Consider the following 26,632-nt stretch of genomic DNA (forward strand, 5'->3'; position numbering starts at 1 on the left):
GAATGCTTTCAATTTCTGAAAATGATAATTGTCACAGAATCTCATTCTTTATTTCTGCATTCTTTTCTCTAATTTCTGCCTTCTGAAATCTGCTTATTTTTTTAATCCTTCTGTAATTTCATTCATTTTTTGAACTTTTTCTTCGAAATTACCTTTCAAAGTCTTTCGATATTCATTCAGGTTTTGAACCATTTTATTGATGTCTTCCGGAATTACTTCTTCGAAAAACTCGCGTAATCTTTTGGCTGTTGTTGGCGATTTTCCGTTAGTTGAAATGGCAATTTTCACGTTTCCTTTGGTCACGATTCCTCCCAAATAATAATCGCATAAATCGGGTGTATCGGCAATATTGCAAATGAGATATCTTTTTCGGGACAAATCATATACCCGTTTGTTTACTTTCAAGTCATCAGTACAAGCTAAAACCATATTTCGTTTCTTGAGCATTTTTTTCTTGAACTTCGCTTGGGTCAATTTTACCGAAGGATGTTTTTCGGCTAATGCTTCCAATTCGGGCAGAAACTTTGTCGCCACAACCTCAACATTGGCGTTGGGGCTTGATTTCAACATAAACGACAACTTTTCCAAACCTACATTTCCACCACCAACAATAAGTACATTGATGTTATGCAGTTTTAAAAAAATAGGATATAATTCGTTTCTTTCCATTATAACTTTATTTCGGCGGCTACAAATTCTTCGTAAAACCCTTTCAGTTGATTACTTTCTTTGACTACTTCCCCAATTACGATAATTGCCGGTGAACTCAATTTATTTTCGACAGCCACTTCTTGAATCGTATCAATTGTTCCCACACCTATTTTCTCATTTGGTGTTGTTCCGTTTTGAATAATCGCAACAGGAGTTTCTCCTTTGGATTCTTTTTGGAATAAAGCAACAATTTGTGATAGTTTACTCATTCCCATCAAAATCACAACAGTCGCTGATGATTTTGCTGCAAGAGCGATATCACTAGACAAATTTCTGTTGGAAGTGGTTCCTGTGATTACCCAAAAACTTTCGGAAGTTCCTCTTTTGGTCAATGAAATTCCCTGATAAGCGGGAACCGCAATTGCGGATGAAATTCCGGGTACTACAAATGTAGGGATTCCAAAACTTTCTACGTAATCTATTTCTTCACTTCCTCTTCCGAAGATAAATGGATCCCCTCCTTTTAACCGAACCACGTGACCGTAGGTAAGCGCATTATCGACAATCAATTGGTTGATTTGATCTTGTGAATATTCGTGGCAACCGATTCTTTTCCCCACAAATATTTTAATGGAATTTTGAGGAGCGTACTTCATTATTTCCTCATTGGCCAAAGCATCATACAAAACCACATTCGCCTCAGCAAGTGCTTTTACGCCTTTTAGCGTAAGCAAGTCTGGGTCGCCAGGTCCTGCGCCTACTAAAGTTACTTTGGGTTGTATCGTTTTATGCATTAGCTAAATCTTTGGTTCTGTATGCTTCTATTTTTCCGAAGAAAGCTATAGCATCTTGTATATATTTTTGTGCAAACGCTTCTGATGGTTCATTAGCTCTGATTTGATAAACCAAATCTTTGAAATCTGATCCCAATTCTATTTTTTTGCTTTCTATAAAAACAGTATCAAACAAATCGATAATTCCAGCGTGGTGGTTTGTTTTTTCGTTTTCAGCCAATAATAATGCTTTGGCTCCATTTACAAATCCAGCGTAAGCCAAATAAATTGCATCTGACCATTTTTTATCATCAAAAGCTTCTTGAGCAAACGTTAATTTATCTTTGGCTTCAAACAATAATGTAGCTACCAAATCAATTACAACACCGGCACATTCTCCAACTCCAACTGCTTTTACGTAATTATCGGCATTACCCCAATCTACAAAATCAGCTTCGGTTAAATTCGTTACATCAGCCAATGGTTTTAAGAACTCATAGAAATATTTCTCTCCTTTGGCATCATAATAATCCACAAATGGCTGTCCATTTCCATTGGCTTCAAAATCATTTAAGATCAATCGCAAAGCATCCGGTCCTCTTCTGCTAGGTATTTTGATTACTTTATCAGAAAAACGTCCAACGCCGTTGCCTATATTTTTTCCTCCTAATAATACCTGAAGTGCTGGAGCTACCAGTTTTCCAGCATTGATGGACATTCCTTGAAAACCTATTTCGGACATATTGTGTTGTCCACAGGCATTCATACACCCGCTAATTTTTATGGCAATATCCACATTGCTATTAAATTGTGGATATTCTGTTGCTATAACTCTCTCCAATTCTTCAGCAATACCTGTACTGCTCGCAATTCCTAAATTACAAGTATCAGTTCCAGGACAAGCCGTGATATCAGCAACGGTATTATATCCTAAAGTAACAAAATCCAATTTGGCTAATTCCTGATAGAAAAAAGGTAAATTTTCTTCTTTGATGTTACGGATAAGAATATTTTGTCTTAATGAAAAACGCAATTCATTGGCACCATAATTTTTAACCAAATCAGCCAATAATCTTGCTTTGTCGATATAAAAATCTCCTAGAAGAATTTTAATTCCAATAGCAACATATCCAGCTTGTTTTTGTTCAATAACGTTCGATTTTTTCCAAGCTTCATAAGCTTCAACATTATCAATCGTTACTGAAGGCACTTCCAATAAAGGTTCCGTAATTGCTCCTTCAAAATCAGTAGTGTCTATTTCGTATGTATGGAAAGCCAAAGCTTTTTTCTCTTCGTCAACCAAACGCATAAATTCGTCACGTCCCAAATCTTTGATTAAGAATTTCAAACGCGCTTTCAAACGTTTTGCTCTTTCTCCGTGACGGTCAAAAACTCTGATTACCCCTTCGGCAGTCGGGATAATTTGGTTAACCGGGACAAATTCTGAAAGCAATTCAGCGTGGCTTGGTTGTGAACCTAAACCTCCACCCAACATTATTTTAAAACCTTTTTCACCATTTACAATTTTGGGAATGAATCCTAAATCGTGCAAATAGCTCAAAGCGGTATCTTTATCAGAAGATGAGAATGATATTTTGAACTTACGACCCATTTCTTGACAGATTGGGTTACGCAATAGATATTGAAACAAAGCGTGTGCATAAGGAGATACGTCAAATGGCTCGTCTAAATCAATTCCGGCAGTTTCACTAGCCGTGATATTTCTTACCGTGTTTCCACAAGCTTCTCTCAAAGTAATATCATCTTTGGCTAAGTCTGCCCAAAGTTCAGGTGTTCTGTCCAAACTTACATAGTGAATTTGGATATCCTGACGCGTTGTGATGTGCAGACGGCCTGTAGAATATTTTTCAGACACATCTGTGATTCTTCTCAATTGTTCGCTAGACACTTTTCCGTAAGGCAATTTAATACGAATCATTTGTACGCCTTCCTGACGTTGACCATAAATACCACGTGCCAAACGAAGACTACGAAAACGTTCATCATCAATTTGTCCTCCACGGAATAAATGGATTTTTTTCTCTAAATCGATAATCTCTTTTTGGACAATCGGGTCTTCTATTTCGGTTCTAAAACTTTGCATAACTTTTTAGTTTATAGTTTGTGGTTGGTTGTTTATGGTTGGTTGTTGGCAGCATAACTATCAACTAAAAACCATCAACTATCAACTATTTAATAAATCCAACTCCTGCTGTTGTGTTGGTTGCGGCATCTATCAAAATGAAGGCTCCATTAGATTTATTTTCTGTGTAAGCATCAAAATAAATGGCTTTACTCAATTTAATGGTTACTTCTCCTATTTCGTTTATTGCTAATTGAGTCGCTGGCGTTACTCCTGAATAATCGGTTGCGATTACATTTTTCACGCTATCAATTTTGGCCAAAACTCTATTCGTATTGTGTTGTACAAAATATTTTGCGCCTGCCACTAATTTTTTGCTGTCCATCCAACAAACGGTTGTTGTGATGTCTTTTTCAATTCTAGGAAGCTCACTTGATTTTACGATCATATCACCTCTCGTTACATTGATATCATTTTCTAATTCGATTGTTATAGACGAACCAACGCTAGCTTCATCAAATTGTTGATCAAAAAAGTGAATATTAGTAACCGTAGATTCTGTCAAAGAAGGAAGCACCGTTACCGCATCTCCAACTTTAATATTGTTCCCGTACAATTTCCCAGCATAACCTCTAAAATCGTGGTATTCTTCTGTTTTTGGGCGAATTACTGTTTGAACAGGGAAACGCGCTTGCCCATTATCGTAAACATCTTTTGGCTCTAAAGCTTCTAAATGCTGCAGGATAGTTTGTCCTGTATACCAAGGCATTTTTCCTAATGTTTCTACCACATTATCTCCTGTTAAAGCGCTCAACGGAATGTAACTTACGTTTTGTTCTTTGTACGCGCTTTTTGCATTTAATGCTTGAAAATCGGCTTTGATTTTGTTGTATACTTCTTCCGAATAATCAACCAAATCCATTTTGTTTACTGCAACAATCACATCTTTTACTCTCAATAAATTATTGATAAAAAAGTGACGGTACGTTTGCTCAATCACACCTTTACGGGCATCGATCAAAATAATAGACACTTGTGAAGTCGAAGCTCCAGTAACCATATTACGAGTATATTCTACGTGACCCGGAGTATCGGCAATGATGTAACTTTTTTTCGCTGTAGAAAAATAAATATGTGCTACGTCAATTGTAATCCCTTGTTCACGCTCAGCAACTAAACCATCGGTAGCCAAAGAAAAATCTAAATAATCGTATCCTTTTTGCTTACTGCTTTTTTCAATTGCTTCAATTTTATCTGTAGTCAATGATTTTGTATCGTACAACAATCTCCCGATTAAAGTACTTTTTCCGTCATCTACGCTTCCTGCTGTTGCTATTTTTAAAACTTCCATTTCAATATTTGGTTTCAAGTTTAAAGTTTCAAGTTTTATAACTTTATCAATAAACTATTTTTATTTATTTGTTTGATTCTTAATTCCCCCTTCAGGGGGCAAGGGGGCCTAAAAGTATCCTTGTTGTTTTCTTTTTTCCATTGCAGCTTCAGAACGTTTGTCATCGATTCTGGCTCCTCTTTCAGAAATAGTCGAAGTACGAATCTCTCCAACCACTTCTTGAATGGTTGCTGCATATGATTCAACAGCGGCAGTACAACTCATATCTCCAACGGTTCTGAAGCGAACAATTCGTTCTTCGATTTGTTCGTCTTCTTCTTGGTACACAAAAGGAGAGTGTGACCAAATTAAACCGTCTCTCAAAAAAACTTTACGTTTGTGTGAAAAGTAAATCGATGGAATTTCGATTTGCTCTTGTTCGATATAACTCCAAACATCCAATTCAGTCCAGTTTGAAATTGGGAAAACACGAACGTTTTGACCGTTTTCAATTTTTCCGTTCAAAAGATCAAACAATTCAGGACGTTGATTTTTTTCATCCCATTGTCCAAAATCATCACGTACAGAAAAAATACGTTCTTTGGCTCTTGCTTTTTCTTCGTCACGACGCGCTCCACCAATACAAGCATCGAATTTAAATTCTTCGATAGCATCTAATAATGTAGTGGTTTGCAAACTGTTTCTGCTAGAATATTTCCCAGACTCTTCCACTACTTTTCCTTCATCAATAGCATCCTGTACATTTCGCACAATTAATTCCAAACCTAATTCGGCTACCAATTTGTCTCTAAATTCAATTGTTTCAGGAAAATTGTGTCCTGTATCCACGTGTAACAATGGAAAAGGAATTTTTGCCGGAAAAAATGCTTTTTGCGCCAAACGCACTAATGTAATTGAATCTTTACCGCCAGAAAAAAGCAAAACCGGTTTGTCGAATTGAGAAATTACTTCTCTGAATATGTAAATTGCTTCGCTTTCTAAAGCATTTGTTTTTAATACTGAACTCATATTTTTAGTTTAAAAGTTTAAAGTTTAAAGTTTAAGGTTGTTCTTGTGACCTGGACTAAAATCTCTCAACTATTATTGTTTTTTTATTCTCTCTATTCTATTTTCTAACTTCTGACCTCTAACCTTATTTCTGGTGTAAACCACATTCTTTATGACTGGACTCCCACGACCATCTTCCTGCTCTGATATCTTCTCCTTCGGCAATCGCTCTTGTACAAGGCGCACAACCGATGCTTACAAATCCTTTTTTGTGCAAGGCATTTTGTGGCACATTATTCTCATCAATATATTTTTGAACATCTTCCAAACTCCATTTCAATAATGGATTGAATTTTATGATATTGAAATGAGCGTCGTATTCAAAGGCTGCCAAATCATTTCTGTTTTCTGATTGCTCGGCACGCAAACCTGTAATCCAAATTTCATTTCCTTTCAAGGCTTTGGTCAAAGGAGCAACTTTTCGAATAAAACAACATTCTTTTCTGTTCTCCACCGATTCATAAAAGCTATTAGGTCCTTTTGCATTTAACAGCTTTTCAACATCGCTGGCTTCTGGAAAATAAGTTTGAATAGCAACTTTGTATTTTTTTATTGTTCTATGGAAAACATCATATGTTTCTTGAAACAATCTTCCGGTGTCAAGTGTGAATATATTAATTGGTAACTCATTCTTAGCAATCAATGCAGTTATTACCTGATCTTCCTGGCCAAATGAAGTTGAAAAAACCACTTTCCCCTTGTGTTCATTAGCCAAAAAAGCCAAAGTTTCCTCAATCGTGAAACCTGCCGTTTTTTCCAATAAAGTATTTGCTATCGCTGTGCTCATTTATTTTTTTTTAAACTTTTAAATCCATTACCCTATCGGCTTACTAGATTACTTTGCAAAAGTAACACTTTTTTTTAAATTCAAAATTATTTTTAAAAAAAATTTAATAGTTTAGAATGCGATGTCTGCCAAAGAGTTACTCTCAAGTACCTTAAGGGTATTGTCCCTAACCTGAGTCATTAAGCGGCGCGCGGCGCAAGTAGTTTCATCATCACAATCATCACATTTTTCATAAAAATTGTGACTTGCGCAGGGAAGCAACGCAATTGGTCCTTCAAGAATGCGATATACTTTGGCCATACTGATATCTTTTGGGTCTTTTATCAAGTAATAGCCACCGCCTTTTCCTTTTTTTGCACCAAGAAAACCAGAGTTTCTGAGCAATAACAAAATACTTTCCAAAAATTTAATCGAAATATGTTCATTTTTAGCAATTTCAGCAATTTGAACAGGTGTATTGTCTTTTTGGCGAGCCAAAAAAGTAAGTGCCTTTATTCCGTATTTAGTTTTCTTTGATAGCATTGTGATTTATGATTTATGATTGCTGATCTATGATTTTTTGAAATCGAAACAAGTCGTCTATAAAATATGTTTACGAAACTACAAACTTTATCCTTTTATCAGCAAATTGTATGAATCTTTTTTAAAATTTCATTGCAAATTAAAGTTGTGCAATCTATTTCAGTATAAAAATCGTGTTCCTTATTTTTTATGATCTCAAAATCTATTGAATGTTTTTCTAACCAATTATGCTTTGGCTTATTGATGTCATTTTCGCCATAATAGAGCTTTATTACTCCATTGAGAATTTCATTCTCATATCGCAATCTCGTTGATGAAACGGCAAACAAACTTCTAACATTCAATCCTTTCAAAGTTGCTTTCCAAGCAATTGTTCCGCCAATACTAAAGGCAAGAATATCAACTTGATTCTTTTCTGTTTTCAAAAGATTCTCCACCCCTTTTTCAATTCCTCCATTAATAAACTGACGGTGGAGACTTTCTTCGGAATAATTTGTTTTATCAATTTCTCCCAATTCGCAACAATCGTAATATTGAATTTCGAATTTATCCTTCAATAATTCAACATAGGCTGAAACCCAATCTGATTTTTCTTTTCCCCACAAATCCGATAAAATAATAAGTTTTGGTTTCATAAAGGTTCTAAAGATTATAAATCAGTTTTTTAAACAAAAATCGAAGCGTTTTTATATTGTTTACGAGACAGATGTTAGTATCATTTTATCAATTACCCATCTGTTGCTTACTTTTTTAATATAAAAAATATAAAAACTTCCACATCTCCCACAAAAATCAAAACCGCCCTCTAATACCCCAACTTTTTTTTGTTTATCAAATTGAATTCTAGAAAAAAATAAATTTCCAGAAAAAACAAAAGGATATTTTATTTCAAATAAAAGCATTCGTTTATTGCCAACTTTTGGAAATTCTGAAATATTCTTTAGCTTAAACTTATTATTCAACTTAATCTTCTCAAAGTCAAACCTGTATTCATCTACTTCTTCTTGTTCTTGAGAAAACTCAACATTTGGATAATAACTTTTTAAAATCCTAATTTGTTCTGTTTTATTCTTTTTTAAAAAAGGGTCAAAAGCAATAATAACACTCGAAGTATCTTTCTCAACTTTCTCATTTTCTTTTTGCCATTCTCTATATTTGATAATTTGTTCTTTTGTCGCTTTGGTAGAATCTTCTCTAACAAAATGACCAGATTGATCATAAACATTTTCTCCAAATTTAGGAGGCAGCATTTTTCTACTATCAACACAAATCGAATCGACTAAACTTGGAAAAATTTCGGTCATCACACTTTTCTCAAAATCCATTTCAGTTGCTTTCTTTTCACAACTTGATGTTATAATAGCGACAATAAAAAGCAGTGTTATTTTTATATTTTTTTCCATAAAAACAGATATTGATTTAACCAAATTTACAATTTTAACAAATCAAAACTAATCTATATTACAATCTGAATTTGAATACTGTTGTTTTTCCTTTTTGGATAATTGCAAAAAAAGCAAAATCTCTCCTTTTAGCCCCGATAAAAGTGGAAATCCTTATGTGCCGGGGTTCGGCACATAAGATTGAAACGGATAGCGGGACAATGCCAAGTAAAAACACCAAATCTTTCTGCTCCAGATTAACTGTTCTATAATAACATCTCTACTAGAAACACAAAACCCACAGTTTGAACCGTGGGTTTTTGCTATAATTTTAAATCTTTAAGAAAGAGCCTGCTCCAAATCGGCGATTACATCTTCTACAGTTTCTAATCCAACAGAAACACGAACCAATCCATCTGTAATACTTACTGCCAAACGTTCTTCAACAGTCAATTTACTGTGAGTTGTAGAGGCAGGATGTGTAACGATTGTTCTCGTATCTCCTAAATTTGGCGATAACGAACACAATCTTATTTTGTCCAAAAATGCTCTTCCTGCTTCGATTCCGCCTTTGATTTCGAAAGCAACGATATTGCCTCCTAATTTCATTTGCTTTTTGGCTAATTCATATTGTGGATGAGATTTTAGGAATGGGTATTTAACGGTATTTACATTAGGATGGCTTTCTAAAAATTCAGCTACTTTCATTGCATTTTCACAATGTCTATCTACACGAATAGCCAAAGTTTCCAAGCTTTTCGATAATACCCAGGCATTAAATGGGGATAAGGAAGGACCTGTAAGTCTAGAAAATAAATAAATATCTTTTATCAAATCTGCATTTCCAACCGTGATTCCACCTAATACTCTTCCTTGACCATCAATCAATTTAGTTGCAGAATGTACCACCAAATGAGCTCCCCATTTCATCGGTTGCTGAAGGTATGGAGTGGCAAAACAGTTGTCGATAATCAATATCAAGTTATGCTTTTTGGCAATAGCTCCCAAAAGTTCCAAATCAATAATATCAACAGCTGGATTAGTTGGCGATTCAGCAAAAAGTATCTTCGTATTTGGTTTTATAAAACTCTCAATCGTTTCCGGTTTATTTAGATCAAAATAAGATGTTTCTATTCCCCATTTTGGAAAATAATTCACAAACAAGGAATGAGTTGTCCCAAAAACACTGCTAGCAGAAACGATATGATCTCCTGATTTCAATAAAGCTGCAAAAGTAGAATAAACAGCCGCCATACCCGATGCAAATGCAAAACCAGCCTCAGCACCTTCCATCGCACAAATTTTATCTACAAATTCGTTGGTATTTGGATTACTGTATCGGCTATAAATATTACGATCTTTCTCTTCTGCAAAAGAAGCACGCATATCTTCAGCATCTTCAAATACAAAACTAGACGTTAAGTACAAGGGCACTGAATGCTCCAAAAATTGTGTTCTTTCTAATTGATTACGGATGGCTTGGGTTTCAAAACCATATTCTTGTTCGTTCATTGTTATTTATTATTTAACACGAATTGCACGAATTTGCACGAATTCATATTGTTTTAAATTTCACAAACTAAATAATCCGTGTGGATTATTTAATCTGTATTATCTGTGTTCTATTATTTATTTTTTGCAGGAATCTACTTTTCTAATTCCTCTCCGTTCACAACTACTTTATAATGAATGGTTACATTTGGCTCAAGCGTTTTTGAAACCGAACAATATTTTTCAAAAGAAAGTTGTGCAGCCTTAGCCGCTTTATCTCCGATGATTTTTCCTTCCAAATAAAATACCACGTGAATATCTTTGAATGGTTTTGCCTCACCTACTTGTACTCGTTCTCCCTCAACCTCAGCTTTGAAAGAGGTAATTTCTTGGCGTTGTTTTTTTAGAATCGAAATCATATCAATTCCACTGCAACCTGCAACTCCCATTAATACTAATTCCATTGGGCTAGGCCCCATATCACTTCCGCCAAATTCAGGACGGCTATCTACATTTACGATATGACCTCTTTCATTTTTTAATTCAAAATGGAAATTGTCGTTTACTCTGTTTAAGGTTACTTTCATTTTGTTTTATTTTTTTTACGCTGATGACGCGGATTTTCAAACGCGAATTCAACGGATTATTTTTATTCTGAAATCTAAAATCTGCAATCTAAAATCATCATCCTTTATCTGACAATCTCAAAATATCTCCAAAAACTCCCCTCGCCGTTACTGCAGATCCCGCTCCTGCACCTTGAATCACAATAGGTCGGTCTCCGTAAGATTCTGTGTAAATTTCGAAGAATGAATCCGAACCTTTCAATCCGCCCAAAGCGGTTTCTTTTGGTACTGAAACCAGTTTTACTTCCAGATTTCCTTTGTCATTTTGCAAATCACCCGATAATTCTCCAATGTAACGCAATACGTGATTTGGTTGTTGATCTGCTTTAATTTTATCATAAATCGGATCAAACTCTGTCAATTTGTTTAAGAAATCTGAAACATCACCTTCGCGCAAATGCTCTGGAATTAAGTTCTGAATCGAAATCTCTTCAAACTCATTTTGCAAGTCCAATTCTCTTGCCAAAATCAATAATTTTCTGCCCACGTCGTTTCCACAAAGGTCTTCTCTTGGGTCTGGTTCGGTGTAACCGTTATCGATAGCTTCTTTTAATATTTCGCTAAACGGAACGTCTTTCGCGGAGAAATTATTGAACAAATAACTCAATGTTCCCGAGAAAACTCCTTTTATTTTGGTAATATTTTCACCCGAAAGGTGCAATAATTTTATAGTGTCAATCAATGGTAAACCAGCACCAACATTAGTTTCATAAAGGTATGTTTTTTGATTGTCTTCCAATACTTGTCGCAACTCTTTGTAAAACGAATAACTCAATGTATTTGCTACTTTATTCGAAGAAATCAAATCGAAACTATTCTCGGCCAATTTGATATAATTTTCAACAAAAGAAGTACTTGCAGAATTGTCAATCGCAATTAAATTCTCCAAGTGATGTTCATTTGCATAAGCAATAACATCATCAATTGTGTATGAAGTTCCGTTGGTTTGGATTTCATTTCTCCAGTTTGGGGAAACGCCGTCTTTATTTAAAAGCACGCTTTTAGAATTGGCAATTGCAAAAACATTCAGTTTGATTCCTTTGCGTTTTTCAATAGCACCTTCAGATTCCAAAATTTGGTTAATCAGCGTTCCTCCAACCAATCCGTGACCAAAAATGGCAATATTTATTTTCTTCGAAACTCCAAAAATCTCTCCGTGAATTACATTCAACGCTTTGTTCAGCTCCGATTTTCTCACCACCAAACTCACGTTTTTTCCCGTAACCGTGTTGTTGAAAAGGATAGGAACAATTTTATTTTTGATTAAAGCCGTGTAAGGTTTATGAAACGTGCTCAAATCCTGCCCGATAATCGAAATCACTGAAACATTGTCCGTAACCGTAATTTTATTGACGTCTTTCGAATAAAAATCATTTTCAAATTCTTTTTCCAATTCAATCATCGCGCGAGTCGCTTTATCAGCATCCACCACAAGCCCGATTCCTCTTTCGGATGAACCTTGCGAAATGATACTAACGCTAATTTCATTATCTCCCATCACTTTGAAAATACGTGCATCAACACCAGTTTTTCCAAGCAATCCTCTTCCTTCTAGATTCACCAAAGCCACATTTTCCAGAACCGAAAGCGTTTTAATTCCTTCTTTACCAACATTGGACGTAATTAAAGTTCCTTGATTTTCATGGTTGAAAGTGTTCAAAATACGAAGCGGAATATTTTTTTCCAACAAAGGAATAATGGTCTTCGCGTGTAAAATTGTTGCTCCAAAATTGGCCAACTCATTAGCCTCATTAAATGTCAAATGATCAATTTTCTTGGCATCTAAAACCAAATCAGGATTGGCTGTATAAATTCCGTCAACGTGAGTATAATTTTGAAGTTCCGTCGCATCAAGATAATTTGCCAGCAACGAAGCGGTGTAATTACTACCGTTTCTGCCTAAAGTAGTTGCTTCATTTTTACTATTGGAACCAATAAAACCCGTGACAACATTCACTGTTTCTCCATTGTGCTCCTTAAAATATGCTATCACATTTTTCTTCGAAAGCTGTTCAACCGGTTGCGCATCACCGTAATTCGAATCTGTTTTTATCAATTCTCTCGTATCCGAAAAATTTGCTTTTATTCCATTTTTAACCAAAATAGCAGTAAGCAATTTAGCTGAAATCAGCTCTCCTTTAGAAAGCACTTCATCCTTAATTTTTATGCTATAATCCCCAATCAGGCTAACTCCTTCAAAAAGTTTTTCCAATTTATTGAACTCTTCAGATAAATCCACATCGTCGTAAACATCTTGTTGATAGTTTTTAAAATCTTCAAAAAGCGGTTTATAATCCCCGTTTTTAGAGGCCAAAGCCAGTATCTCTTCTAGTTCGTCCGTGGCATTTCCACGAGCCGAAACCACAACTGCAATCTGCTCCCCGTTATTCACTTTGTCTGCAATAATTGCCACCACCTTATTTAGCCCGTCTCCGTTTGACAAAGACTTTCCTCCAAATTTTAATATTTTCATTTTGATATATTTTTTTCTAGCTCAAAAACTCCTTTAAGTAAATTGTCCAGTTGTTTGTATTCAATCAAAAAAGCATCGTGTCCGTGAATGGAATCAATCTCTTGAAACGTTACATTCTCTTTGTGTTTTTTTAATATCTCGTATGTTTCTTTATTTTCATTTACCGTAAAAAACAAATCCGAATTGATTCCGATAATATGGATATCAGCCTCTATTTTTGATGCCACAGCCAGAAAAGATTCTCTGTTTCTGGAAATATCTATTGTTTTCAGCAATTGATTCATCAGCTTATACGCCGAAATCTGAAATCTTTTTTGCAATTTCTTTCCATGATGATTTAACCAACTTTCGATATTAAAAATGGCCAATTCCTCATTGGTAGTGCGATCAAATTTTGCCTTAAAAGATTCTGGCGTTCTATAGCACAACATTGCGTGAATACGAGCGTCTTCTATTGGCTTCGCCGAATTATTTAAAATTTGCTCCTGCAAAAAACAATTAGCAATCAACCAATCGGTAGATTTCCAGTCGGTTGCAATCGGAATTAAGTGTTTTGTTATTTGTGGTGACAATGCTGCAATTTCCCAAGCAATTCCACCCCCTACAGAGCCTCCGATAATGGCAAATAATTGATTAATTTGAAGTGATTTTAGTCCTTCTATAAAAAGTCTGGCCACATCTCTGGCTGTAAAATCCAAATAATTTTCAATAATGGTATCGTCAAAACCATTTCCCGGAACATTAAAAGCCAATATGGTGTATTGATTCGTGTCTATTGTTCTGTTTTCACCAATAAGTACATTCCACCATCCCTTTAAGCCCACAACTTGTGAATTACCGGTTAATGCGTGATTGACCAAAACAATAGGTGCTGTATGTAATGCCGGGCCAAAAAGATGATAACTTAAATTGATCGTAGCATAAAAAGCACCACTTTCGGTAGTGAAATTTTGTATTGTAATTGTGGTTGGTTTATTTTCCAATTTCAAATCTTTTTTGATTTTTTGATTTGTACCTGGAAATATTATGAAGAAAGCTAGAAAAACTAGTTGAATTCTTAGTGTTATCTTTCCACGTTTGGCGTGGTAGAATGCAGCACCTTCTTCGATAAATCGAAGGGTTGCTAAGGCTTCATCGGGTCTAATCCCTCTGCCTTTCTTTATAACATTTCAATACGTTTCTGAACTTAAAGGTGCAAATTAACTACAATTTTATGAAACAACCAAATTATTATTCAATTCATCTTTGAAACAATGATTGTTCATCAATTAAAAAATTGCCATGAAATGCACTAATTCTCACGAATACCTTTTCACTAAAAAAGGATTTCGTGTTTTTATCCGTGCATTTCATGGCAAATAATTTTTACCTACACATTTCTTGAGATACTCATCATTTAACTCTCAAATAAAAAGAGTTTCGTTTTCTTTAGAATACATATGAAACAATAAAGAACTCTTGCCTTTTCTTGCTTTCAAATCGAAGTTCTTATCTACGTGAAATCTTGTGTGGTCCAACTCTTTTGTAGGGTTAAACGGTTCTGATTTTATTGCTTTTAAAATTCCTTTTTTTAGTAACTCTACTCTGTTTGTGATATATGTTATAGTTTTCATGATATTTTATTTTTGTAATTAATGTTTGCTTTTATGGCTTATATTTTAGTTTTATTTATAGCACAATGAGTTTCGTTTCCTAAAAAAAACAATTGTGCTTTTTATGCTTGTAATTCTATAAAAACTCTTGATAAACAAAAGCCTTTTAAATCCTTCCGATCTTCTATCCTTCTCGAGAGTCGAATCACATCTTTCTTTATTCCCTTGACGACCTGCTCTACATCTGACATCTGCTGACATCGTATACTGGCCGGGTGCATAATAAAGGATTTGGTGTTTTCAATATTGGCCGAAATAGAAAATAACTTTATATCGTCGGCCATATGTTTTACTGCAAAATTTGTTGCACTCATAATTTCTTCTTTTTATGGTTATTTTAAACAAAGCATATTCAACTTTTATATTCATTTTTTTAATTCTTCCTTTTATGTCCTTTACCAACTGAAAACAAAAAACCCTTTCAGACACAAATCCAAAAGGGTTTTTAAGTTATATAATAAACTTATACTTTTGGAATCAACGTATACAAACACACACCATGGCGTACTTACGCATCATAATTTTCTTTGCCTGGCAAACGGTAATATTAATCGTGTAGAGTTGGGGCATGCTTAATTATTGTTTTACTTAATCTTATTGTTTTTTTAACCTTTAAATGACAAAAAAAAACCTCCCAAATTATTGAGAGGTTTTTTGCTATATATTATTTAATTTAAAATAAAGCTATATACACCTCCCCTTGCAGGTTTTCACCTGAATGGCTTTTTTAGACATATTGCATAAATTAAATTTCATTTTTCCTCTTTTTTATTTCTGTTCAACAAATATCTAAACTTTTTTCCAATAATCCAAACGCGAAACTTAAATTTAATAATTAAGTTACAAATAATTAAATTTACAACACACTAAACATCAGATTATTATTCAAAAACAAAAAGCATAATCTGACATATTCCTACATTTTTTTAACAAAAATTTCTCATTTTGCTTTTTTTTGAAAACCCAAATCATGCCGAAAACAACAACTCTTGGTATTTTGAATGTATTGTTTGGTAAAACAGTACTCCAACTATCCCTATCAACACAATAGCAATAAGCAGCAGCGGATTTGGAAAAACAGAAAAAGCCAAATAACCAACAATCCCTATTCTCACAAACTCCAAATGAAAAATCCATTTTTTTTGTTCCAACATCGCTCCCGTGACAATGACACTCAAAATAATAAATCCTGTTAATAAAAATTCGCTAGAAATGCTTAAGTAGTTTGAAAAAAGAATGGTAAAAAACAAAACCGACATTGTTATGATTGTTTTTACAATAACTGCTTTTATTAATTTCTTCGAATACTGAATATCTATTGCTTTTTTAGAAAACTTCCTTTCCAGAAGTGATCGTATCCTGCCATCAATGTCATTTGGCCCCCCAAAAATTACTTTCAGTTTCTGTTTGAACGTTTTTGCCATTCTAAAAGCAACACCTAACTCCAAAACATAATGAAAATGCTGCCACAAAAAACTGTAACTACCCAACGACTTGGTTAAACCGTATTGAGGCTCATTAGTTTCTTCGACATAGGTTCCGAAAATTTTGTCCCATATAATCAGCATATCTCCATAATTTTTATCCAAATATTCCGGATTGCTGCTATGATGAACTCTATGATGTGATGGCGTAACTATAATATATTCTAACCAACCCAATTTCCCCACTAATTGAGTATGCGTAAAAAAAGGATAGGTTCCGTGAATAAGCAGCAATACTGTTATCATTTCTGCTTTGAAACCAATAATTGGCAAAACACACCAAAACAAACCTCTGGCAACGGCCTGAAAAACCGTTATCCTAGCTGCTGCTGTATAATTAAAATCATCACTTTGGTGATGCACAATATGTGTTGCCCAAAAAAGATTGACGGTATGCCCTAATCTGTGGTACCAATACCAAACCAAATCGGTTGCCAAAAACAAAAGAATCCAAGTTGTAGCCGATGATTCTATCGAGAAAATGGAAAAATTAGTATTGAGCCAAGAAAAAATAAAGAAAAAAGTCCCTGTGGTTAAAAGGTCAGAGATTCTTTCAGCAATTCCAACATTAATATTGGCAACACTTTCATTAAAATGATGAACTTCTTTATTTTTTCTTTTACTGATATAGTACTCCAAGAGCATGAATGATGCAAAAAATGGAACTGCAAAAGCTATGTAATTTAATTTCATTTGCTCTAAAGCCAAATTGTTTCTTTTATTTTTATCTTTTCTGCCACTTTTAGAATATCCGTAAGAATTCCTCTGGCTATGATTTCCGTCTTTTTTCCTGAATTATTCCCATGTACAACTAACGGGACATTCCCGCGCGATTGAGTGTAGATTTCGAAAACAGTCTCCGACCCTTTCAATTTACCAATCGCAGAATTTATTGGTTCAGAAACTAATTTGACTTCCAATTTATCTTCTGGAATAGAAATCTCACCTATATATCGCAACACTTCATTTTTTACCAAAGTAACTTTGGCTATTTCAAGATATTTATCAAGGACAGCCGCATCGTAATGAAATTTAGATTTGAGATGTGCTCCATCTAAATCATTATACAAAAGAGAATTGATTTTTATATCTAAGAACTCTGCATTTTTTCCCAATTCTCTAGCTAAAACAAGCAACTTCTTGGCAACCCCAATACCCGAAAGTTCATCTCTAAAATCTGTTTTTAGCAGACCTGTTTTTTCAGCATCTTTTAGTATAGTTGAAAAAGGCAAATCCTCGGATGAAAACCTATTCAAAATATAGCTTAATGAATCTGAAAAAACACCTCTGATTTTAGTTATTCTTTCTCCCGAATAATACAAATCACTTATTATCTGCAAGACTGGGATCCCTGCTTCAATATTAGTCTCATACAGAAAAGTCTTGTCGTACTTCTTTAGATTTCTTCGTATTTCTTTATAAAAATCAATATGTAATATATTCGCATTTGGATTGGCAGCAACAATATTAAATCCATTTTGAATTAAAGGAATATACTGTTTCACTAACTCTGAACTTGAAGTTGCATCAACTGCAATTATATTTTCAAGTCCTTGATTTTTGGCAAACCCAATAATGTCGGATACTGTAAAAGGAATTGCCAATTGGTCAAAATTAGCCTCCCAAACATTTTTGACTCCTTCTTTTTCAAAAAAAGCCAAAGTTGAGTTGGTAATTATAGGGAAACGCAAATCAATATTCCTTTTTTCCTGAAAGAATTGCTGACTCTCAAGAACTTGATTTATTAATGCGCTCCCAACATTTCCAATTCCAAAAAGGATAACATTTATTCTAAGCGCTGACATAAGTTTGTTCTTTATGATAGTTAAAAATAGGTTTCAAAATATCAGATAATTGATTGAACTCTATTAAATAGGCATCGTGCCCGTGAATTGATTGAATTTGGTGATAAAAAACATTCTGTTTCTTATTGGTCAACTCTCTATAAGTTTTGCGAGTTTCCTCGGCGATAAATAGATAATCCGTATCAACAGTAATTAAATGAATATTGGCCTCAATAGCACTGGCGACCGTTAAAAAGTCAGGTCTGTTTGTAGTAATATCAATTGTTTTAAGCAAATGATTCATGAACTTATAAGCAGCCAATCGGTATCTGCTTTTTAATTTAAATCCATGGTCCAGCAACCAGTTTTCTATCTGCAAAACGGACAATTCATCCAATTTACTTCTCTTAAATCTTTGATTTACATATTCCGGAGTTCTATATAATAATGTCGCATGCAAACGTGCATCCACAATAGGATCATCCGAATGATTCAGAATTTGGTCTTGAATCAAAACATTGGCAATAACCCAATCGGTAGCTTTCCAATCAGTTGCTATCGGAATCAGATTATCAATTCTATCAGGTTGCAACGCGGCCATTTCCCATGCTATTGCTCCTCCCAAACTTCCACCAATAACGGCATAAACATTTTTTATCTTTAAGAAAAACAGTCCTTCCCAAAAAATGCGGGCAATATCACGAATACTATAATCCCGATAATTATCAATCAAATTATCAACGCTGTCATCGAATCCATTTCCAGGAATATTAAAAGCGATAACCGTAAAGAAATCGGTATCAACTGCCCTTTTTTCCCCAACAATTCCACTCCACCATCCTTTCTCTCCAGTTACATTAGAGTTTCCAGTTAAAGAATGATTCACCACTACAACAGGAGCACTACCTAATGGTTGTCCAAAAACTTGATAAAACAAAGGAAGGTAAGACTTCTGTTTCCCTATTTCTAAATCAAAATTAAAGAGATCTATTTTTTCTAAATTTTCCATTTTGAATATTTTTTAGTTATTTTTTTAAAAAACTGCCCTAGACTATAATCAATAACTAAGACAGTTTTACCTAACAAAAACTAACACTTTCTCATACCAATTGAGGCGTTTTGATGGCTTCAAAAACTGCTTTCAAATCTGCTTTTAAATCATCTATATCTTCCAATCCAACAGAAAGTCGGATTAAGTCTTTTGTTACTCCAGTTGCAATTTGCTCCTCATCGGACAATTGCTGATGTGTTGTGCTGGCAGGATGAATAATTAGTGATTTGGTATCACCAATATTGGCCAATATAGAAAACAGTTTAGTGTTATCAGCTACTTTTTTGGCAGCCTCAAAACCTGCTTTTAGTCCAAAAGTCACCACACCACTTTGCCCTTTTGGCAAATATTTTTGCACAAAACATAATATTTACTCGATTTCAATCCCGGATAGTTCACCCAGGCAACTTCATCCTGAATTTCTAGCCATTGAGCTAATGCCAAAGCATTCTCACTATGTCTTCTGATGCGAATTTCTAAAGTTTCTAAACCCTGTATGATTTGAAAAGCATTAAACGGACTCAAGGCTGCCCCAAAATCTCGCAACCCTTCAATACGTGCTTTTGCAATAAAGGCTGCGTTTCCTAATGCTTCGTGGTAAATCAATCCGTGATAACCAACAGAAGGTTCAGTGAATTCTGGGAATTTCCCGTTGCTCCAATCAAATTTTCCTGCATCAATGATTACTCCTCCTAAGGAAGTCCCATTTCCAGAAATATATTTGGTCAAAGAATGAATTACGATATCCGCTCCATACTCAATTGGATTCAACAAATAAGGAGATGCGACAGTATTATCAACTATAAAAGGAACTTTAAAAGCTTTGGCTTCATCCGAAATCGCTTTTAAATTCAGCACATCCAATTTTGGATTCCCTAAACTTTCCACAAAGAAGGCTCTGGTATTTTCCTTGGCGGCTTTGGTGAAATTTTCAGGATCTGTTGGATCCACAAATGTGGTTGTGATGCCTAATCTAGGCAATGTCACTTTTAACAAATTATAAGTTCCTCCATATAAACTGTTCGAAGCCACAATATGATCACCAGCCTTTAGCAATACTAATAATGCTGTCGAAATTGCCGATGCTCCAGAAGCGGTAACTACTGCTCCAATTCCTCCCTCAAGAGTTGCCAATCGTTGTTCCAGAATATCATTGGTTGGATTATTTAATCTGGTGTAAATATAACCAGCCTCGGCAAGACCAAATAAATTGGCTGCATGGTCTGAACTATTAAATACATACGAAGTGGTTTGATAAATTGGAACAGCTCTGGTTCCGCCATTTTTAGTTACATCGTGTCCTGCGTGTAATGCGTTTGTTGCAAATTTTTGTGTGCTCATGATTTTAAGTTTTTAAATATTATATTATTGGTTTTAATGATTTTGCTTTACATTTTGAATAAATTCTGGAAATAAAAAAACCCTTTTGGATGATTTACCAAAAGGGTTAATAGTTTGACTATAACAAGGATTAAATCCTTCACTTTTGGCAATAGGGAATTGGGATGCACATACACATCATACAACACATCATCATTTTATTCCCTATCGTTTTCATCTCTTTACTCATTTGTTTAAAACCAAAATCCTATTTCTTAAAAAAGGACTTTTCATATATTTTTAAAAAATTACAATAACACGTTCCATAAAAATTTTCATCATCATACAACACCTATTTCGTATCATTAGTTTCGGTTTATTCCTATTTGATGAAGCAAATGTGCAAACTATTTTTTAAACCACCAAGCAAAAATCAATTTATTTTTATAAATTCTATAGAATTAGTAGAACTTGTTAAATTCCTCTTAATTAATTAAAAAAAACAAAAGAATAATTTGCAATTCAAAATGGTTTCATACATTTGCACCCGAATACGAGAGGAAAAATTTGAACTGATTGCAACCTCTTCATAATGAAACGAATTCATTATGGATGCTGAAAAATTTTCAGTAGAAAAAATGCTAAAGCAGAAACTCTCCTTTAGCCTTTCTAGCAATTGTTTTTCCTCGATTAATTTTAAAATTTATAATTATTATGGCTTATTTATTTACGTCAGAATCTGTAAGTGAGGGACACCCAGACAAAGTTGCAGATCAAATTTCAGATGCATTAATTGATAACTTTTTGGCATTTGATGCTGACTCAAAAGTAGCTTGTGAAACGTTGGTTACAACTGGTCAAGTAATTTTGGCTGGTGAAGTAAAGTCAAATACCTATCTTGATGTACAACAAATTGCTCGCGAAGTGATTCGTAAAATTGGTTATACAAAAAGCGAATATATGTTTGAAGCCAATTCTTGTGGTATTCTTTCGGCAATTCACGAACAATCTGCAGACATTAATCAAGGTGTTGACAGAGCTAGTAAAGAAGAGCAAGGAGCTGGTGACCAAGGAATGATGTTTGGTTATGCTACAAATGAAACTGAAAATTATATGCCATTGGCACTTGATTTATCTCATAAATTATTGCAGGAATTAGCTATTTTGAGACGTGAAAATAATGAAATCACTTATTTACGTCCTGATGCAAAATCTCAAGTTACTTTAGAATATAGTGATGACAACAAACCAACACGCATTGATGCTATCGTAATTTCAACACAACATGATGATTTTGATGAAGAGGAGGCTATGCTTGCTAAAATCAAAAAAGACATCATCGAAATATTGATTCCAAGAATCATTGCAAAAAATCCTGCTCATGCTCATTTATTCAATGATAAAATTCAATACCATATTAACCCTACTGGGAAATTCGTAATTGGAGGACCACACGGAGATACTGGATTGACAGGAAGAAAAATCATTGTAGATACTTACGGTGGAAAAGGTGCTCACGGTGGTGGTGCTTTCTCCGGAAAAGACCCAAGTAAAGTAGACAGAAGTGCTGCTTATGCTACACGTCATATTGCAAAAAACCTTGTTGCAGCTGGTATTGCTGATGAGATTTTGGTACAAGTTTCGTATGCAATTGGAGTAGCAAAACCAATGGGTATTTTTATTGATACTTACGGAACATCAAAAGTGAATTTGACTAATGGTGAAATTGCTAAAAAAGTAGAAGCTATTTTTGATATGCGTCCTTACTTCATCGAACAACGTTTGAAATTAAGAAATCCAATCTATAGCGAGACTGCGGCTTACGGTCATATGGGACGTACTCCAGAAACCGTTACAAAAACTTTCTCTGCTCCAGGTGGATTAACTAAAACAGTAACTGTTGACTTATTTACTTGGGAAAAATTAGATTTTGTTGATCAAGTAAAAGCTGCTTTTGGATTGTAAAAAATCTAAATTCATTATACAAAAAAACCATTCGATATCGAATGGTTTTTTTTTGCACAGAATAGAAGGCTTTTTTGATTTATGAAAAACAATTAACTACCAACGTAAACATTAAACAAAAAAGCGACAATGCTTCTATTCTTAGATATTATACTTCATAGAAAAAATAACATATCTTGGCTGTACAGTATATTGTGAGGCCCTCGTGGAAAATTGAGAGAAACTATCCTCATTTATGGATTTTGTATTCAAGATATTCGTACCGCTAATTTTATACTCCAACTTACTGCCCTTCTTTTGATAAATCAAACTGGCACTCAAAAAATCATACTTATTGTCAACCGTCTTTTCATTATTGTAATAGTGATAAAACTCATACTCTGTCACAAGTGAAAAGCAATCCAAGAAGTAATAATCTAATTTTGCAAATGGTTTATCCGTGTAAAAAACAGTGCTGTCGTAGTTATTAATTACAGCATTGTAACCAATTTCCAAGTTTGGAAGATCTTTATAATTGGTAGCTCCTTTTATTGTATAACTTTGGGTAAAACTCTCTTTGGAAGACAATACATTGTTTTGTATATTATTAAAAAGAGACCAATTTATATTAGCTGCCAAAGATGCTTTATAATTTTTAAGAAAAGAACGTCCGTAAGATCCGCTTCCGGATATTGTTTCATCTGCAAAATCCGAATTATATGGCATTGAAGATTGGTTTACACCATCATAGAAAGCTTTGGTTTTTACTGCATCAATTTGCTTGGAATACGTTAAAAAGGCGGTTATGTTTTCTAAATTAAACATATTGTATTTAAAATAACGCAACGAATGCTGTATCGCTGTTGCGTTTTCAAGTGTTCTGCTTCCTTTTCTTAAGCTATTATAATTCGTTAACACAAAACCTTCAGCCAATTGGTTAATATCCGTAAAGCTATTGGTGTAAGAGTAATTATAGGTCAATGTTTCTGATTTCTTAATTTGATAAATTGCCAAAAAATCAGGCAAAAATCTAGAGAAATTTTGGGTAAAATCAGTTCCTAATTGTTTGTTAGTCATATTGTAACTATGTATGCTCACACCAGGCGTGAACGTAAACTTTCCGGTTAAAATCTTATAATGGAGTCCCAAAAAGGCATCATCAAAATTGTAATTGACATCATTTACATTGACAGGATTGTCTAAGTAATTAACCTCTTGATTATCTAAAATTTGATAAATACTGGAATCAAAATTTTGATACGAATACGTATTTCCCAATGTGATATTGATATTGCTTTTTAGCGTAAGCATATAAAAATAATCCACTTTTGCATCAAGCTTACTGGTCGTCACGAAACGATTTTGAGTAATATCATTTCTGTTCTGCCCTGGAATATATCCCGCTAAATTAAAGGGTTGGGATTTTAAGTTTGCATTATAAAAAGGATCTTCCTCCTGATACAAATGCTGCATTTCGACAGCAAAAATATTTTTCTCATTTAGCGTATAAAACAAACTTAGGTTTTGATTTACCGAGATAGGCGATTGCTTTTTTGACGTATTAATAATTTCGGTAGTCGAAACATTATTGACAATAGATTCCCTCACCAAAGGAGATTCCTCATCTTGTTTGGACAACTTGGTCAAAATATCATAATCAAACTGAAAGTCTGTCGATGGCTTGTAACTGGAACTCAGCTTGAACATTCCCAAGTTGCTTTTTTGATTTGCCAATTCTTTCTTATTCTCAGTTGATTGAATTTCGGAAGAATTAGGCTCTAAAATATTAGTCTGCGACAGCGTTTCCAAATCGGTAATTGACGAAGATATAATGCCAAATCCACTTAAACTCCATGCTTTGTTTACATTATACGAGAAGTTTGCCGCTCCAAATTGAGTTTCTATTTCTTTGGCTCGGTTGTTTCTCAAAAGTGAAATTCCTAAGTCATTCGAAGAGATATTAAAACTGGAGCCTCCTTTGGCCATAAAACCACGAAATCCACCAGTCATTTTAATATAATCTTGAATTGTCAATGGCAATTCGCCAATATTATTAAAATTAGAAATTAGGTTAATGCTGTATTTTGGACTGTAATAAAACACTTTTGGGTTAATCACATAACGGCTATCTGTTTGTGCAACTCCTATTCCTGCGGTCATGTCTCCAAACCAGAAATTCTTTTTTCCTGATTTTAGTTTGATATTCATAGCGACATTGTCTTGATTGTTTTCAACTCCTTTAAGAATAGAATTTTCATTGAAATTTCGAAGCACCTGAACCTTATCAATGGCATCTGCTGGAATATTTTTAACGCCTAATTTGGTATCACCGTCAAAGAAATCTTTACCTTCCACCATTAATTTGGTTACTTTTTTTCCTTCAACCTCGATTTCGCCATCTGCATTTACTTCTACTCCTGGTAACTTTTTCAAAACATCTTCAAGTTTTCTCTCTGTTCCCGATTTAAAAGAATCAGCATTATATACAATTGTATCGCCTTTTATAGAAACCGGCATTTCTCGAACTATTTCTACCCCATCAAGCTCAATCTCTCCAGAATCCATCACAATGCTTTGTGTCATATTTTGATTGGCTGTAGTCATTGCCATTTCCTTATTCTTCATTCCAAGATAACTTATCTTTATGGAATATTTGGTATTGGGTTTTAGGTTCAAAATAAACTTACCTTTATCGTTGGTTATGGCATAGGAATCCATCGCTTTGGAATCAGTATTCACAGCCATAACATTGGCCATTTCAAGAGGAATTTTATTGTTGTCAAGAACTATTCCATCAAATCTAATATTTTGGGAAAAGGAAAAAGTCGTAAGCAGTAATAAAATGAGGTACGGTAGTTTTTTCATTTAGAATTCTCTCTAAAATTAGTTTTTTGATGTAATTATCCTCCAATTCTCATTGGCATTCCGCCACCGTTCCCTCTGTTTTTCTCTCTCATTTCCCTCATTTCTTCCATTTTTTTAACCACAATATCATCGTACTCTTTCTGAGAAACCACTTTTCCATTTGTAGCTTCTTTGATTTGAGCTTTATCCTTAACATTCATCACCACTTTAGAACATAGAATGGTAGTTTTTCCATCGTTGACTTCCAAAATCAATCCAGGCAAACCCCAATAATTTTCAGGCCCTTGGTTAAGAGGAATTTCAGGAGTGTACCAAGCAGTAACTGTAACCTCTTTAGGCATTTCTATTTCAGACATAAAAGAAGTTTTTTTGTCTTTATCTTCTGTTTTTACTGTTTCTGGTTTATCCTGATTTTTAGGTCTAAAGTTTCTAAAATCGGTTTTGCTGACTGGCCGAACGGCAGTTGCTTTAAAACAATTGTATCCTCCAATAACTCTCGTTTCAGACTCCATTTTCCATTTTAAATCAGGAAGCGAATCTTTAATCAAAAACTCTTTTCCCATAAATTCTTTATCAACTGTATAGGTTTTACTTTTTACATTTTTATAAAAAGTTCCTCCACCGCCCATCATGGAACTCATCATACGCATTCCACCACCTTCTTGTCCAGGAGCATCCAGTTTTTCCTCTTCTTTGTAAATTGATGCAGATTTATCGAAATTGAGTATAAATGTCTTTTCAAACATTTTTTTCATTCGCTCTTCCATATTCTTTTGCATTTCTGGAGTGATGTCTCTATTTCCTTGCATTCGGTTTTTAAAATCCGAAGTACTGGTTTTAGATTCATAAACTGCCATCCCTTGAAATTCTTGGGCATGCATTTGGATTGTTGTTATTACCAAAGCGAAAGTGAGAACTAATTTTTTCATATGTTGTTATTTATTAATTAAATTATGAAAAGCATAAGAACTATACAATTTTAAGTTTACCCTTTTAAAATACTATTCTTCAAGTTAGTGTTTTCTAGATACTGACTATTGAAAAACAACTATACCAACCGTTTCCATATAGAAACTACTTTCAAAGATACTCTTAACATCTCTTCTTCAAAAATTGAATATACAAATGGGTAAAAACTAAAGATAGATAGCGATTATATCCAGATAAAAGATATTAGACACTGTTTTTCGCTGAAGGTTTAAAATGCAAATACTCAGAAAGGTAAAAAAAATAAGATTTTGGTTCAAAAAAAACACAAATTAAGAAAGTATCTACCTCCTTTAATGACTAAATTTTCACTTTTAGGGAAGATGTAAATTCAGAAGTCAAAGAAGAAAAATTTAAGA

Annotated in this window: 21 protein-coding genes, 1 pseudogene and 1 riboswitch; of the genes and pseudogenes, 1 reads left to right on the forward strand and 21 read right to left on the reverse strand. The window is 34.2% G+C overall.

Annotated features, from left to right (window positions below; all coding sequences use genetic code 11):
* Positions 1–93: 93 nt before the first annotated feature.
* From HQN62_RS18690 to HQN62_RS18780, 19 genes and pseudogenes are all read right to left on the reverse strand, one after another.
* Positions 94–669, reverse strand: coding sequence for a precorrin-2 dehydrogenase/sirohydrochlorin ferrochelatase family protein (locus HQN62_RS18690; protein ID WP_173505465.1), 576 nt, complete (start codon positions 667–669; stop codon positions 94–96).
* Positions 669–1,445: a uroporphyrinogen-III C-methyltransferase gene (gene cobA, locus HQN62_RS18695; RefSeq protein ID WP_173505466.1), complete on the reverse strand. Its 777-nt coding sequence runs from the start codon at positions 1,443–1,445 to the stop codon at positions 669–671. The genes HQN62_RS18690 and cobA overlap by 1 nt, the downstream gene beginning before the upstream one ends.
* Positions 1,438–3,528 carry a HEPN domain-containing protein gene (locus HQN62_RS18700; protein ID WP_173505467.1) on the reverse strand — a complete coding sequence of 697 codons (2,091 nt, stop codon included), beginning with the start codon at positions 3,526–3,528 and terminating at the stop codon, positions 1,438–1,440. Before HQN62_RS18700 ends, cobA begins: the two co-directional genes overlap by 8 nt.
* An 85-nt stretch (positions 3,529–3,613) precedes the next feature.
* The gene (locus HQN62_RS18705) at positions 3,614–4,858 is read right to left on the reverse strand and encodes a sulfate adenylyltransferase subunit 1 (RefSeq protein WP_173505605.1); all 1,245 of its coding nucleotides are present in this window, start codon (positions 4,856–4,858) and stop codon (positions 3,614–3,616) included.
* A 108-nt stretch (positions 4,859–4,966) separates the two neighbouring features.
* A complete protein-coding gene (cysD, locus tag HQN62_RS18710; protein ID WP_111411121.1) occupies positions 4,967–5,866 on the reverse strand; it encodes a sulfate adenylyltransferase subunit CysD in 900 nt (299 codons plus the stop codon).
* Between the two features lie 124 nt (positions 5,867–5,990).
* A complete protein-coding gene (locus HQN62_RS18715; RefSeq protein ID WP_173505468.1) occupies positions 5,991–6,692 on the reverse strand; it encodes a phosphoadenylyl-sulfate reductase in 702 nt (233 codons plus the stop codon).
* A 111-nt stretch (positions 6,693–6,803) separates the two neighbouring features.
* Entirely contained in the window at positions 6,804–7,214 is a 411-nt protein-coding gene (locus HQN62_RS18720) for an RrF2 family transcriptional regulator (RefSeq protein WP_111411123.1), read from the reverse strand.
* 98 nt (positions 7,215–7,312) lie between these two features.
* A complete protein-coding gene (locus tag HQN62_RS18725; protein ID WP_173505469.1) occupies positions 7,313–7,849 on the reverse strand; it encodes an alpha/beta hydrolase in 537 nt (178 codons plus the stop codon).
* A 60-nt stretch (positions 7,850–7,909) separates the two neighbouring features.
* Entirely contained in the window at positions 7,910–8,617 is a 708-nt protein-coding gene (locus HQN62_RS18730) for a hypothetical protein (protein WP_173505470.1), read from the reverse strand.
* Between the two features lie 318 nt (positions 8,618–8,935).
* Positions 8,936–10,108 (reverse strand): trans-sulfuration enzyme family protein, encoded by a 1,173-nt coding sequence (locus HQN62_RS18735; protein ID WP_173505471.1) that lies wholly within the window; start codon positions 10,106–10,108, stop codon positions 8,936–8,938.
* 134 nt (positions 10,109–10,242) lie between these two features.
* Positions 10,243–10,674, reverse strand: a complete 432-nt coding sequence (locus tag HQN62_RS18740; protein WP_173505472.1) for an OsmC family protein — start codon at positions 10,672–10,674, stop codon at positions 10,243–10,245.
* A gap of 97 nt (positions 10,675–10,771) precedes the next feature.
* Positions 10,772–13,186, reverse strand: coding sequence for a bifunctional aspartate kinase/homoserine dehydrogenase I (gene thrA, locus HQN62_RS18745; protein WP_173505473.1), 2,415 nt, complete (start codon positions 13,184–13,186; stop codon positions 10,772–10,774).
* Complete coding sequence (locus HQN62_RS18750) at positions 13,183–14,169, reverse strand: alpha/beta fold hydrolase (protein WP_254454459.1); 987 nt, start codon at positions 14,167–14,169, stop codon at positions 13,183–13,185. Before HQN62_RS18750 ends, thrA begins: the two co-directional genes overlap by 4 nt.
* Positions 14,170–14,246: 77 nt before the next feature.
* Positions 14,247–14,354, reverse strand: a riboswitch (SAM riboswitch).
* A 235-nt stretch (positions 14,355–14,589) separates the two neighbouring features.
* Positions 14,590–14,799, reverse strand: coding sequence for a hypothetical protein (locus HQN62_RS18755; protein ID WP_173505475.1), 210 nt, complete (start codon positions 14,797–14,799; stop codon positions 14,590–14,592).
* A gap of 101 nt (positions 14,800–14,900) precedes the next feature.
* Positions 14,901–15,152 (reverse strand): PLP-dependent transferase, encoded by a 252-nt coding sequence (locus HQN62_RS18760; protein WP_116797003.1) that lies wholly within the window; start codon positions 15,150–15,152, stop codon positions 14,901–14,903.
* A 654-nt stretch (positions 15,153–15,806) separates the two neighbouring features.
* Positions 15,807–17,015, reverse strand: a complete 1,209-nt coding sequence (locus HQN62_RS18765; protein WP_173505606.1) for a sterol desaturase family protein — start codon at positions 17,013–17,015, stop codon at positions 15,807–15,809.
* A 5-nt stretch (positions 17,016–17,020) separates the two neighbouring features.
* A complete protein-coding gene (locus tag HQN62_RS18770) occupies positions 17,021–18,127 on the reverse strand; it encodes a homoserine dehydrogenase family protein (RefSeq protein ID WP_173505476.1) in 1,107 nt (368 codons plus the stop codon).
* The gene (locus tag HQN62_RS18775; RefSeq protein WP_173505477.1) at positions 18,114–19,115 is read right to left on the reverse strand and encodes an alpha/beta fold hydrolase; all 1,002 of its coding nucleotides are present in this window, start codon (positions 19,113–19,115) and stop codon (positions 18,114–18,116) included. The genes HQN62_RS18770 and HQN62_RS18775 overlap by 14 nt, the downstream gene beginning before the upstream one ends.
* A gap of 91 nt (positions 19,116–19,206) precedes the next feature.
* Positions 19,207–20,498: pseudogene (locus HQN62_RS18780) on the reverse strand (O-acetylhomoserine aminocarboxypropyltransferase/cysteine synthase family protein).
* Positions 20,499–21,191: 693 nt separating this feature from the next.
* On the opposite strand from HQN62_RS18780, the gene metK reads away from it, so the two are divergent.
* On the forward strand, positions 21,192–22,442 hold the full coding sequence (metK, locus tag HQN62_RS18785; RefSeq protein ID WP_173505478.1) for a methionine adenosyltransferase: 1,251 nt from the start codon (positions 21,192–21,194) through the stop codon (positions 22,440–22,442).
* A 141-nt stretch (positions 22,443–22,583) separates the two neighbouring features.
* Here the strand turns inward: metK and HQN62_RS18790 are convergent, their stop codons facing one another.
* Positions 22,584–25,286, reverse strand: coding sequence for a carboxypeptidase-like regulatory domain-containing protein (locus tag HQN62_RS18790; RefSeq protein WP_173505479.1), 2,703 nt, complete (start codon positions 25,284–25,286; stop codon positions 22,584–22,586).
* A gap of 35 nt (positions 25,287–25,321) precedes the next feature.
* A complete protein-coding gene (locus HQN62_RS18795; RefSeq protein WP_173505480.1) occupies positions 25,322–26,215 on the reverse strand; it encodes a GLPGLI family protein in 894 nt (297 codons plus the stop codon).
* Positions 26,216–26,632: the final 417 nt, after the last annotated feature.

Source organism: Flavobacterium sp. M31R6, assembly GCF_013284035.1.
Classification (GTDB): domain Bacteria; phylum Bacteroidota; class Bacteroidia; order Flavobacteriales; family Flavobacteriaceae; genus Flavobacterium.